The 12614-nt window shown below is 68.1% G+C and carries 8 protein-coding genes; 5 read left to right on the top strand and 3 right to left on the bottom strand.

What is annotated here, in order from left to right:
- Nucleotides 1-284: ABATE domain-containing protein (locus tag ACYVM4_RS17855; RefSeq protein ID WP_460669405.1), on the bottom strand; the 284-nt coding region annotated here is incomplete at its 3' end.
- 534 nt (nucleotides 285-818) lie between these two features.
- Here ACYVM4_RS17855 and ACYVM4_RS17850 point away from each other — a divergent pair.
- Entirely contained in the window at nucleotides 819-1622 is an 804-nt protein-coding gene (locus tag ACYVM4_RS17850) for an LssY C-terminal domain-containing protein (protein WP_460669404.1), read from the top strand.
- A 128-nt stretch (nucleotides 1623-1750) separates the two neighbouring features.
- Here ACYVM4_RS17850 and ACYVM4_RS17845 read toward each other — a convergent pair whose 3' ends face one another.
- Both ACYVM4_RS17845 and lysX read right to left on the bottom strand, forming a co-directional pair.
- Nucleotides 1751-2905, bottom strand: a complete 1155-nt coding sequence (locus ACYVM4_RS17845) for an alpha/beta hydrolase (RefSeq protein ID WP_460669403.1) — start codon at nucleotides 2903-2905, stop codon at nucleotides 1751-1753.
- 137 nt (nucleotides 2906-3042) lie between these two features.
- Nucleotides 3043-6354 carry a bifunctional lysylphosphatidylglycerol synthetase/lysine--tRNA ligase LysX gene (gene lysX / locus ACYVM4_RS17840; RefSeq protein WP_460669402.1) on the bottom strand — a complete coding sequence of 1104 codons (3312 nt, stop codon included), beginning with the start codon at nucleotides 6352-6354 and terminating at the stop codon, nucleotides 3043-3045.
- A gap of 205 nt (nucleotides 6355-6559) precedes the next feature.
- Between lysX and ACYVM4_RS17835 the strand changes: the two genes are divergently transcribed.
- From ACYVM4_RS17835 to ACYVM4_RS17820, 4 genes are all read left to right on the top strand, one after another.
- Nucleotides 6560-7243 carry a hypothetical protein gene (locus tag ACYVM4_RS17835; protein ID WP_460669401.1) on the top strand — a complete coding sequence of 228 codons (684 nt, stop codon included), beginning with the start codon at nucleotides 6560-6562 and terminating at the stop codon, nucleotides 7241-7243.
- A 201-nt stretch (nucleotides 7244-7444) separates the two neighbouring features.
- Nucleotides 7445-8908, top strand: coding sequence for a cardiolipin synthase (cls, locus tag ACYVM4_RS17830; protein WP_460669400.1), 1464 nt, complete (start codon nucleotides 7445-7447; stop codon nucleotides 8906-8908).
- Nucleotides 8909-9229: 321 nt separating this feature from the next.
- On the top strand, nucleotides 9230-10444 hold the full coding sequence (locus ACYVM4_RS17825) for an AI-2E family transporter (RefSeq protein ID WP_460669399.1): 1215 nt from the start codon (nucleotides 9230-9232) through the stop codon (nucleotides 10442-10444).
- Between the two features lie 269 nt (nucleotides 10445-10713).
- Nucleotides 10714-11958 (top strand): alpha/beta hydrolase family protein, encoded by a 1245-nt coding sequence (locus ACYVM4_RS17820; protein WP_460669398.1) that lies wholly within the window; start codon nucleotides 10714-10716, stop codon nucleotides 11956-11958.
- Nucleotides 11959-12614: the final 656 nt, after the last annotated feature.

Raw genomic sequence — 12614 nt, 5'->3', positions numbered from 1 at the left:
GCATCCTCGGGGAGCTCGTGACCACGGGCCAGCGCGCGGGCGACCTCGACGATGCCACCCCGCAACTCCAGGGCGTGCGCCAGGTCCTGCTCGGTGGCGGCAGCCACAGTGGGTGGGATGTGTTGACGCAACCACTGGGTCAGGTCCTCGGGCCCCCGCAACCGTTCCCCGCCCGGGAGACCGGCGCCGAAGCCACCGGTGTAGCCGAAGTCAAGACAGATCGCCCCGGGACGAAAAGCTAATCCGGAGCCCCATGAAGACTGGGGCTTTCGACCTCGCGCCATGGGGTCACCGTAAATGATCACGTACGGGCCGGAACAGGTTCCCCACCCGCTGGCATGTTCCACCACGAGAATGACTTGCGTTGTCTGCCCCCCTGCACGCCCTCAGGAACCAGGCAGGAACCCATGGGACGGGGCCCCATCGCGCTCCCGCACAGGGCCTCTGATCACTTCTGGACGGGGTGGTTCCTCGTCAGGACCGCAACACTCCTGAAAATTCGAGCTATGGACAGCGTCGCGCAGGGCCCTGATCGCTGGATGACCCCCTCCCGACGCTCGAAGTCACAAGGTGTTCGACATTACATATGGCCCAGATAGCGGCCATCAGTCAGCTCAGTTATCACCCGATCGTGCGGCAGTCCCCGGCGGCGCTTCCGCCGATGCTGGTGTCGCCACTAGCCTGGAGGCACCATGACCGGCGCCGGGGACGTCCGGTGTGGGACACGGGGCGGGGAGCACGAGGTGGACGCAGGGAGTGAAAACCCCGACAGTGATGAACAAAGTTCGTCGCCCAAGAGCGGCGCCCGATGGGCCACTGTGGTCCTGTGGGGACACCGGTTCGGCTTCCTCATCACCAGCGTCCTGGCCGGCTGGGGCGTTTACCACCTCCTCCTCGAGGAGATCGACGACGACGGGCGCCTGCCCTGGCTGTTCCTGCCGCTGTGGGTGCTGTCGGCCTATGTGCTCCTGCCCCGGTTGAACCGTCTGCTCACCGCCATCTATGTCCCCAACTACTTCATCGGGCGGGCCCGCACCTCCGACGGCTTGCTGGGGGACCCGGTCAACCTGGCGGTGGTGGGTACCCCTGCGCGGCTGTCCGCCGCGATGGTCGGGGCCGGCTGGACCGCCGCGGATCCGCTGACCCTTGGCACCGGCTGGCACATCGTGCGGGCGTTCATGTTCCGCCAGAGCTACCCGGCGGCGCCCGTCAGCTCCCTGTTCGCCTTCGGCCAAAGGCAGTCCCTGGCGTTTGAGCGAGAGGTGGCCGGCAGCCCGGCCCAGCGCCACCACGTCCGGTTCTGGGTCTGCCCGCCGGGGTGGAGGCTCCCCGGTGGGTTCGCCGTCGACCTCATCGGGGCGGCCACCTTCGACCGGCGGGTGGGACTGTCCCTGTTCACGCTCCAGATCACGCACAAGATCGCCGCAGACACCGACCGGGAGCGTGACCTCATCGTCTCCTCCCTGCTCTCCGCCGGCGCCACGGTCCACATCGTCCAGCAGTACTCCACCGGCTATCACGCCCGCAATGGAGGCGGGGACGCCATCGAGACGGACGGGGATCTGCCCATCATCAACGTCTGCCCGCTCGGGGCGCCGAGAGACGGCCCCGACGACGGATGAGCAGTCCCGTCCGGCAGGATCACCGGACGATCCCGTGAATCGGCCCGCCGAGTGGCACCAGCGCCGATTCCATGCGTGTGTCCGCAGGGTGGGGACGTCAGGCTCAGGTCGGGTGCGGCGTCTGAGAGTCAGGCCCTGGGCGCGAAGTAGGACGACGTGTCTCCCAGCCAGGTCAGGGACTCGGCCATGGCCGGGCGCCACACCTCGGGGCGGTGTCCGCCCGAGCGGGTGATGCGGGTGGTCAGCGAGGTCGGCGCCCGTACGTGCGGCTGGAACTCGGCCAGCGACTGCAGCGGTATCAGGTCGCCGCCGCCGCTGAAGAACCATATGTCCACGTAGGGACGGAGCTGGGCGACGCTGGTTCCCAGCGTGTAGCGGGCGTCGTCGGGGGCCGCCCACTGCTGGTCCTGTGTGTAGATCGGGGAGAAGTAGCCGGCGATGTTGATCGATCGGGGCCATTGGTCTGGATGGCGCACCGAGAGCATCGTGGCGCACCAGCCGCCGGCGCTGTAGCCCAGGGTGGCCCATGCTTGGGGAGCGTCGGCGGCGCGTAGGTTCGTGCTCACCCACTCCACCACGTCCACAGTCACCCAGGATTCGTAGTGCCCGCCGGAGCCGTCGACGCACTCGGTGTCCAGCCCGGAGGGGTAGACGTCGGGGATGACCACGATCGGCTCGAGCAGCTGCCCTTGGGCGACCTGGTCCCGCACGATGCGGTCGAAGTCGAAGGTGTGGATGTAGGCCTCGGGGGTTCCGGGATAGCCGGTGAAGGCGGTCAGGACCGGATAGGCGCGGTCTGGGTGGTTGAGGTAGGACGGGGGCAGCCACACCAGCAGCTGCTGGGTGATGCCGGTCGTGGGCCCTGTCAGGTCGAAGGACACCCACTGCCCTTCATCCGACGCCTGGGCGATCTGGGACCCGATGTCAGGATTGGACCGCGGATTGCGCTGAAGGTCGCTGAACGTCGGACCGTCCAGTGGTGCGGGGGAGTTCACGCGCCCGGGTGGTGCGCCGATCACTGTCTCCGTCGTCGGTCGGGATGCGTCACCGGCGAGGAGGTCCGCCCAGGAGGAGTACCAGCGGTTGTCCGCATTGAGTTTCAGGAACAGGGTGAGGACCGTGAGGAGGGTGACCAGGACCAAGGCCAGGGCCTGCAGGAGGTACTTGGCCCATCCATGCCTCCGGTGGTCGGGCAGCCACAGGACCGCGAACCCGGCGGTGACCACCAGGAGCACCACCGTGGTGACCAGCGGCACCCACTCGGTGAGTTCGTAGTCAGGCACTGCCCCTCCCGTCTCCTGCCCGGCCTCGGATGGTGGCCCGGGATGGTGGCCCCGGGAGGTGAGGGGCAGTTCGCTCGTGCCAGGCAGGGGCGCCCCGGGCGATGGACGCGATCATGTCGAGGTTGGATCCTGCGGGTTCAACTGCGTGGGGAAGGAGGACGAACGAAGGGAAAGGTGAGGACTTCGCGGATGCTGGTGCTGTCCGTGAGGAGCATCACCAGTCGGTCCACCCCGATGCCCAGGCCTCCGGCCGGTGGCATGCCCGTCTCCAGGGCGTAGAGGAAGTCCTCGTCGATCTCCATGGCTTCCACGTCCCCGGCGGCCGCTTTGAGGGACTGTTCGGTCAGGCGTCGCCGCTGCTCGACCGGATCGGTGAGTTCTGAGTACGCGGTGCCGATCTCCATCCCGTTGGCCACCAGGTCCCAGCGTTCGACGAGACCGGGTGCGTTCCGATGCGGGGCGGTCAGCGGAGAGGTCTCGGCCGGGAAGTCGCAGTAGAAGGTGGGGGGGATGGTGGCTGGCTCTACCAGCTCACCGTAGAGCTCCTCGAGCACGGCGCCCGCTCCCTTGCCCGGTCCGATGGCGACTCCGTGCTCGGTGGCGATCTCCAGCAGCTCATCGAGATCGGTGTCGATCGAGACGGGGCGTCCGACCGCCTGGGAGACGGCGTCGGTGACACTCACCACGGGCCAGGGTCCGGAAACGTCGGAGAGCACGGAGACCCGGTCGGCGCCGTGGACGTCGCGCAGGGGCAGCAGGGGTGAACCGTGCAGGGTGGTGGCCATGGTCTTGATGAGACGTTCGGTCAGTTCCCGCATGACGTGGTAGTCGGCCAGTGGGTGGTAAGCCTCCAGCGAGGTGAACTCGGGGTTGTGCGTGGCGTCCGCGCCTTCGTTGCGGAAGTTGCGTCCGATCTCGAAAATGGGTCCCGCGCCGGCCACGAGCAGCCGCTTGAGGGCCAGCTCCGGGGCGATGCGCATGGTCAGCGCGGTGCCGTAGGCGTTGATGAACGTCCGGAACGGGCGTGCGGAGGCGCCACCGTGGATGGTGTTGAGCATCGGGGTCTCCACCTCGCGGTAGCCGGCCTCCACGAGGAATCGGCGCATCGCCGTGATCGCGGCCGAACGACCTGCGAGGACGTCCAGGGCCTGGGGGTGCACGAGCAGGTCGGTGGATCGGCGCCGCAACCGTGCTTCCGGGTCCTCGAACCCGGAGAAGGGAACAGGGTGCAGTGCCTTGGCCACCACCGTGAGAGCCGACACGAGCAGGGAGGGCGTCCCGGTTCGGGACCGACCCGGGCGGGCCTCAGCGACGATCAGGTCCCCGGTGTCCACGGCTCGGGCCAGCACCCCGAAGCGCTCCACCCCTAGGACCTCGCGCTCGAGCACGGCCTGATGGGTGGTTCCGGCGTCGGTGAGGTCCAGGAACAGCACCCCGCCGTGGTGCCGGATCGCCCGCACCCGTCCGTGCACCCGCCATCGGGGCCGTGACCCGTCCGCGCCGGTGGACGGCGTCGTGGCGGTTGCCGCGGCCGGATCCACGAGTCCGACGGAGGAGGCAGGGGCCACTCCGATCGGGTACGGGGGCATTCCGGCCTCTCGGAGCATGCGTGCGTGCCGGAGCCGGTGCTGGGTCTGCTGGGTGCGTCGCGGCTCCCGCACGGACACCGGTGCCTCCTGGAGCGCGCGGATCCGGCGCAGCTCATCTTCGTCGAGGCGGTGCTGCGATGCTGGCGCGGTGAAGGGCATGGGCAGGAAGCCCTCGGCCTGGCCTGCCGCGGCCCCGGTGCGGGCCAGAGCCAGGGCACCCTCGAAGCACAGATAGCGGGGCACCCACTCCGGGCGGTACTTGGCGTTGGCCCGGTAGAGGCTCTCCAACTGGAAGAACCGGTCGAAGAACCCCAGGACCGAACTGTTGATCCGGGTCACCCCGCCGGCACCCAGCCGTTCGGCGTCGGCGAAGACCGAGCGAAACAGAGCAAAGTTCAGCGACACCTTCGTGAACCCGCGTGACGAGCCCTGCTCCATGAGCTCGGCGACCATCAGCTCGGTGGTGCCGTTGGGCGCCTGAGGGGACCGGCGCATCACATCCAGGGAGAGACCACGTCGCCCCCAGGGCACGAACGAGAGCAGTCCCACGACCTCGCCCTCGTCCCGGTGCGCGGTCACCACCACGCACTGCCCATCGGCCGGATCACCCCACCTGTTCAGTGCCATGGAGAACCCCCGGTCCGGTTCCTCCCCACGCCATTGATCCGCCAGGGCCCCCAGTCGCCCCAGCTCACCTGCGGACAGCTCCGCGTGACGGTGGATCCGTACGCTCAACCCGTCCCGGCCGGCTCGACGCACCGCTCGGCGCACCTCGGTCATCGACGTACTGGCGAGGGAGAACCGATCGGTGTGCAGAACAGCCTCGTCCCCCAGCGTCGTCACTGCCAAACCCGCTGCGGCATGCGCCCTCGCTCCGGCCTCGGACGCCGCCAGCACCGCCGGGGTCCAGCCGTACCGGCGGGCGCGGTCCTTCCACGCCGCGACCGCTTGGGGCCAGGACGACGGGTCTCCCACCGGGTCACCGGCGGCGAGTGACACACCCCCGACCACCCGGTAAGCCACCGCCGCCCGAGCATCAGGGGAGTAGGCGACCTCCTTGTCACGACGTGTGGCGAAGTACCCCAGTGAGTCGTCCTCTCCATGGGCGGCCAGGAGAGCGCGCAACGCCACCTCCTGCTCCCCCGACCAGTCCTCGTTGTGCCGGGACGGGCGGAGGAACACGTAGAGGGTTGAAATGAGGGTCAAGGCCAGCAGCACCGAGGTCAACAAGGGGATCCACTCGGGTACCGCCTCGTGGAAGCGCGGATTCCCCACCGGCACTCCCAGAGCACGGGAGATCGCCGCGGCCAGGACGCGCCAGTCGTCGACCGCCGTCGCGGTGACTGCCAGCAGCAGGACGTGAGTGAGGGCCACCGACAGAGCGATCCCGGTCACGAGCGTCAGAGCACCGGCCCCACCGGCCCCGGACCGGGTGCGTGCCGGGAACGCGTCCCGCACCCACCAGGTCAGCCACAGAAGGGGCGGACCCACCGCCACCGCCAGCACCTCGAAGACGAGGTGGGCGGGACCTGTCCTCGGTGTCGGGCCCACCTCGAGGTCGAAGCCCCACACCCCGACGAGGATGCCCGCAGAGATCAGCATCCCGGCCAGTTCGAAGGCGGCGACGATCACCAGGGCCATGCGCTTGCGCCGGATGAGAGCCCCGGTGAGCAGGAACAGGGTGACAACCGAGACCAGCGAGGGACTCAACGGGATGTTGAGCGCACCCAAAATCATGGTCGGCCAGTGCACCAGGGAGGGGCGCAACAAGTGCACGAACCACAGCACGAGGGCGAGCAGCGTGGCCAGGGCGAAGGCCCAGACCAGCACCTTCGCCCACCGTTCCCGGGCAACCGGCACCGGAGCACGTCCGGACCCGGGCACAGGTCCGTCGGCATCAGCGGCAGTGGGAACCAAGGCAACCGGCGCGGAAATACCCATGGGCGGAGATCCTTCCCGGTGACATCCGCTCCTAGCCTAGGTAAGGGGGCCGGTCCTGCGGTAGACAGATCACGTTGATTGTCACGTAAATGAAGCGGCCCGTGCGGCGGTGGAAGGGCGAGCAGTGGACCTGTGGAGCTTCATCGGAGCAGCGGCAGCGACAGGCCTGGGCGGATTCGACCCCGGCCCCGCCCTGATCGGGGCGGCCGCGCTGGGCTCCGGGATCCCGCATCGCCAGGTGCTGGGTTTCGGGGCCCTACTGATCTCGGGAACCGCGGTCTGCGGGATCGCCATGACCGCGCTGGTCGGTTCACGCCTGTCACGGGTGGACTGGCATGCTCTGCTCCGCGACGGGGCCACCGCGGCCTGGATCGAGGTTGCAGTAGGCACGGGGCTGCTCGTCTACGCCACCCACCGCCTGGTCCGTCGCCATCACCGCGCGAGGACCTCGACCCGGCGCCCTCCCAACGCGACAGGCCTGTATCTCACCGCTCTCGGATTCGTCGCCATCGTCGTGTTCGACGTGCCATTCGAGATCTTCGTGACTGCGGCGGGCGACCAACCCCACTGGCTGGTCGGAGCCGGATGGACCCTCTGGGCTCTGATCTCCCAGCTGCCCTTGACCCTGCTCCTCCTCGCCATCATGGCCAAAAGGCACACCGCCATGGTGCGCATCGTGACGGCTGCCCAAAAACGCCTGGGCCCGCTGGCCCATCTGCTGCTCGGAACGGCACTGGGCTTAGTGGGGCTGTTCCTGACCGTGGACGCGGTGCGGTTCCTCGCCATCGGCCGATTCATCATCGACTAGCCCGGATCTCACCAGGCACCACCGGGACTCGTGCCTCAAGCCCCGCGGTCGCGGGGCTCTTCACTGGTGGAAGAGCCCCGGGACGGGAGTTCCCGAAGGTTGCGCAGATCGTTGGTGAGACGTGTCCCGTCCTCGGCGTGCCTAGAACCGGTGCGGAAGAGAGCAGGGCACCTCGGTCGGGCCGACGTAGACTTCCTGGCCATGGGGTGGCTGCACGTCATAACGACCTCGTTTCTGGTCCTGGAGTACGGGCTGAAGCTGGTCGCCATCGGGACGGTGCCGGAGAATCGCCGCCCGTCGTCGTCCTCGGCGTGGTTGCTGCTAATCCTGTTCGTGCCCTTCGTGGGTTTCCCGCTGTACTGGTTGATCGGTAGCCCTTACGTGCGGGGGCGCCGGCACGTCATCCAGGCCGAGGCCAATCAGCGGCTGATCGAACACACCGGGCACCTTCCCTCCATCCCACCCGGGGCCGAACCTTCGCCGGCCCTGGAGTCGGTGCTGCGCATGGCTCGTCGGCTCACCGCTCTGCCTTGCATCACCGGGGTCGACGAAGGGCTCTTCGGCGACACGGGCGAGGCTTACGCGGCCATGACCGCCGCCGTCTCCTCCGCCCAGCACTACGTGCACGTGGAGTTCTACATCATGGCGTGGGACGACACCACCGACTCGTTCTTCACCGCGTTGGCAGAGGCTGCAGGGCGCGGCGTTGCGGTACGTCTGCTGATGGATCATCTCGGCTCACGCAAATATCCGGGGTGGCGGCACTTTCGCCGCCGATTGACGGAGTCAGGCATCGAGTGGCATCTCATGATGCCGATCTCCCCACTGCGCGGTCAGTGGCGGCGCCCCGACCTGCGCAACCACCGCAAATTGCTCGTCGTCGACGGCGAGACCGCCTTCGTCGGCTCCCACAACATGATCGACCCGGCTTACGGCAGCGCGAAGAATGCACGACTCGGTCGCCGCTGGAAAGATCTCACGATCAAGGTCAGCGGCAACATCGTGCTCTCGGTCGAAGCGGTCTTCGCCACCGACTGGTACACCGAGACCGGGGAGCAGCTCGACCCCCGCCAGCACTTCGTCCGGAAGCCGGAACTCGTTCCCGGAGGCACAGCCAATGCCATGCAGCTCATCCCCTCGGGACCCGGGTTCCCCTCCGAACCCAACCTTCGCATCTTCACCTGTCTGGTCCATCTGGCCGTCGAGAAGGTGTCGATCACCAGCCCGTACTTCGTGCCCGATGAATCCTTGTTGGCCGCGATCACGACGGCCGCCTACCGAGGCGTGCGGGTGGAGCTGTTCGTGGGGAAGGAAGCCGACCAGTTCCTGGTGGGGCACGCCCAGCGTTCGTACTATCGCGCCCTGTTGGAGGCGGGCGTGTTCATCTACCTCTATCCTGCCCCGACGGTGTTGCACGCGAAGTACCTGACGATCGACGACAGTGTGGCCGCCATCGGGTCCTCGAACATGGACTTCCGCTCTTTCACCCTCGACTACGAGATCATGTTGCTCGCCTTCGGCGGGGACCTGGTGGCACGTCTGGAAGCCAACGACACGGAATACCGTGCGGTCGCCCACCAGCTCTCCCTGGCCGAGTGGAGGAGACAACCCCGGTACCAGCGCTACCTCGACAATGTCTGCCGACTGACGTCGGCCGTCATGTGACCTTCCGGCGCACCGTCACGCCGCTCCGGACTCGTGGCCGCTCCCTCGAGGCTCGGCACCGCCGCCCCGATAGTCGTCGGAGCCGTGTGTCAGCGCCCGCCGCAGTGGCCACGACGCGGGGATCCTTCTCCCACACATGGGCGTACGATGAGCCGCGTCGGCGTCCACTGGCCGTAGGAAGTGGTTCCTGTGCGCACCTTTCCGCACCTCCTCCCTGTTCGCCGCAAGTCTGGGCGCCAGGAGGCCGAACCTTCGCCCAGCACACTCTCGCCGTCGGGAGCCGGCTCTGCTGGCGACCCGTCACCGCCTGTACCGCAGCTGGTGTCCCCGTGGGCCGACGGGCTGGGCCGGGCCGGGGCACGGGCGGTGCAACTGCTGGCGCTCACGGCCGTGGCCGCGATGGTGCTCTACGTGGTGCTGGCGCTGAAGGTCGTCGTGCTGGCGGCGTTGATCGCGCTCATCCTCGCCTGTGCGGCCCGCCCGCTGGTCCAGGCCCTGACGCACCACGGGTGGGGCAGCACTGGGGCGGCCGTCACTGTCTTCGTCTGCTTGCTCGGGGCCATGGGCGGGATTATCACCGGGGTGGTTCTGGGAGTGCGCGAGCAGCTCGATGACCTAGTCACCGCGGCTACGACCGGCTGGCAGCACTTCCAGCAGCTCCTCGCCGCCGGGCCGCTGCCGGCGCTGGCGGACGCGGACACTGTCAACGTGGCCCTGGCCCAGCTCAGGGACTACCTCGCCAGCGCTGGTGCCCGGCGGAGCGCCCTGAGCGGTTTGACGGTCGCCTCCGAGGTGCTGACCGGTTCCGTGTTGATGGTCATCGTCCTGTTCTTCTTCCTCACGGACGGACCGAGACTGTGGAGCTTTGTGCTGCGCTGGTTCACCGGGAACACCCGGGCCAGGCTGGCCGAGTCTGGGGACCGGGCGGTGAGCATCCTGGGTTCCTACGTGCGAGGTATCGCACTGATCGCCACCGTCGATGCCACGTTCATCGGGATCGGGCTCTGGGCGGTGGGGGTGCCCCTGGCCGTTCCGCTGACGATCATCGTCTTCCTCACCGCCTTCGTTCCCATCGTCGGCGCCCTGGTCGCCGGAACACTGGCCGCGCTGGTGGCGCTGGTGACCAACGGGCCGGTCGCGGCGCTGATCGTCGTGCTGATCGTAGTGGTCGTCAATCACCTTGAGGGCTATTTCCTGCACCCGGTGGTCATGGGTCACACCCTGCGTCTGCACGGTCTGGTGGTGCTGCTGGCCCTGTCCGCAGGAACCGTGCTCGCCGGGGTCGCCGGAGCAGTGCTGGCCGTGCCGCTGACCGCCGTGGCCTGGGCGGTGCTGCAGGTCTGGACCACTCGTTACCAGGCAGGGGAGGACCCGGTACTGGGGCCTGATCCCGTCTCCCCGAAGGAGAGTCCGGCCGACCAAGTCAGCCGGCTGAACCGCCGCCGATACCAGCGCATGCGCGGCCAAACCCGTCCCGCGCCCTGGGCCACGCCTCCGACCCCGCGCATGCCCTCCCACACCCCGACCTCGCCCTGACCTTCCATGGCACCGTCCACTTATTGGGCGGCCACAGCCGGCAGGACAGGTCGGTGTGAGGCGTCGTGGGAAGTGGCCCCGACAGGGCCCCGGCCCACCAATGGACCTGGCTGACGAGATCGTTCTCGGGGACCAGCAGATGGGCTGGTCCGGGAACGGCAGATCGTCATGCCGGAGCCGATCATCGACGTCGTCCTGCAATCGGAGCGGAGCTGCGTCACGGTCGGCGGGCAAGCGAATAAGGGTGCCCCCGGCGGTACGCTCAGGCGATGGGCAACGTCTCCGGCCAACTGTTCAGCGACGAGATGCACGACGAGTTCGGCACCTGGATGCTGGGGTACACACCGTATGGCGGCGGCGACCACGGTGACGTCGCCGCGGTGGCTGCGGCGGTGGGCGACGGTGACGACGGCGTGTTCTACGGCGCCTGGGTCACCGCCGGTGACCGGGCCGTGGCAGAAGCGGAGTCCGCAGCCTCTGCCGGGCGCCGCTCAAGCGCCGAAGATCTGTACCTGCGGGCCAGCGCCTTCTACGCCAGTGCATATCATCCGCTGTACGGCGCGCCGGTCGACCCCCGGTTGCTGCACGCCTACCGGGCGCAGATGCAGGCCTTCGACCGGGGCATGGCGCTGCGCGAGGTTCCGGTGCCACGAGGCGAGGTCGTTCTCACGTACCCGGTCCACGATTCGGTCCGCATGCCCGTCTACATCATTCCCGCCCTCGGCCACGAGACCGAGGTCCGGCCGTTGCTGATCCTCGTGAACGGCTACGACGCCACCATCACGGACGTCTACTTCGCCTCCGCGGTTGCCGCATTGCGCCGCGGTTACCACTGTCTCTTGTTCGACGGGCCCGGACAGGGCGGGGTCCTCTACGAGCAGGGAGTGCCACTACGGCCCGACTGGGAAGTCGTCGTCTCGGCCCTGATCGATCACGCACTGGGCTCCCCGATCGTGGATCCCGACCGCATCGCGGTGAGCGGCTGGAGCCTGGGTGGCTACCTCGCCCCGCGCGCGGCATCCGGAGACCCCCGGATCGCTGCGTGCATCGCCGACCCGGGCCAGTGGGATCTGGGTGAGAACATCCGCGACTTCGTGCACCGGTTCGGGGCGACACCGGAGGAGGCCGCGGATCCGCGTCTGATCAGTGACGCCCTGCTGGAGCGGATCACCGCAGCAGTGCGCGCTAACCCCAAGCTGACGTGGGGGGTTATCCACCGCGGTTTCTGGGCCAACGGTGTCAGTGACATGCGTAGTTTCCTCGAGAAGACCGCGCAGTTCACCCTTCGCGACCGGATTGTCGATATCCGCTGCCCGGTGCTGCTGACCAGGGCGGAGAACGATCCTCTCGCGGCGGGGGTCGAGCGGTTCGCGGCTGCACTGTCGGCGCCGGCCACGGTCGTCGGCTTCAGCGCGGCTGAAGGAGCGGGCGAGCACTGCGAGATGATGAACCGCTCCCTGCTCAACCGCCGAGTGCTCGACTGGCTCGACGACATCCTGGGGTCGCGACAATAGGCGTACTGCCCTGAATCATGAGCGGCGTCGGCTCGAGCCCCGGGGCGAAGCCGAGGTCACCCGAGGAATCGTTTCAACTCTCTGGGCCCGGCGAATGTCCTGCGCGAGTTGCTGCCACTGCCTCTTGGTGTGCGGCGCTGTGTGCGTCTTCGACGCTCTGGCCAGTGCGGCCGCGGCCCGGAGACCCCGTGGTCGTCGGCCGTACGGCCATGACCTGCCGGTCCGATCGTTGGTCAGCTCCACCGTCTCAGCACTGCTCGTCAGGTTGTGCGCGGCCTGGTTCAGCGCGACGACGCTCTACCTTCGAAAGCTGGCACTTGGTCTTTTGAGCCGGGGGGATTGTGCATGTTGCACACCTCGAACGACACCGTTCCGCCGTCGAGCACAAATGCTGATAATCGCTTCTACCGCAGTTATGACATTTATCGCTTCCCCTGGTGTCGGGCGACCCCTATCGGCTAGATGCTCACCGAGTCCCGGCGGGCTCGCGGCCAGTCCAGCCGCCTGCTGCCCGTGCTGAGCATCGCTGCAGGCTCAGGATGCGTAACCCATGAGGTCCTGGTGCGTGGTGGTCAGCGTTCAGGGTTGGGGGTGAAGGTGTGGCCCAGGGCGGTGGAGACCTCGGCGAAGATGCGCGTGGCCGGCGAGAGACAGGG

The sequence above is a fragment of the Kocuria himachalensis genome (assembly GCF_054784195.1).
The sequence above is the reverse complement of the archived record's forward strand: the minus strand, read 5'-3'. Positions and strand labels throughout refer to the sequence as shown.

Coding starts and splice junctions, on each gene's coding strand:
- cls (WP_460669400.1), top strand. CDS start 7,445: ATGGGGTGGCTGCACGTCATAACGACCTCGTTTCTGGTCCTGGAGTAC.
- ACYVM4_RS17820 (WP_460669398.1), top strand. CDS start 10,714: ATGGGCAACGTCTCCGGCCAACTGTTCAGCGACGAGATGCACGACGAG.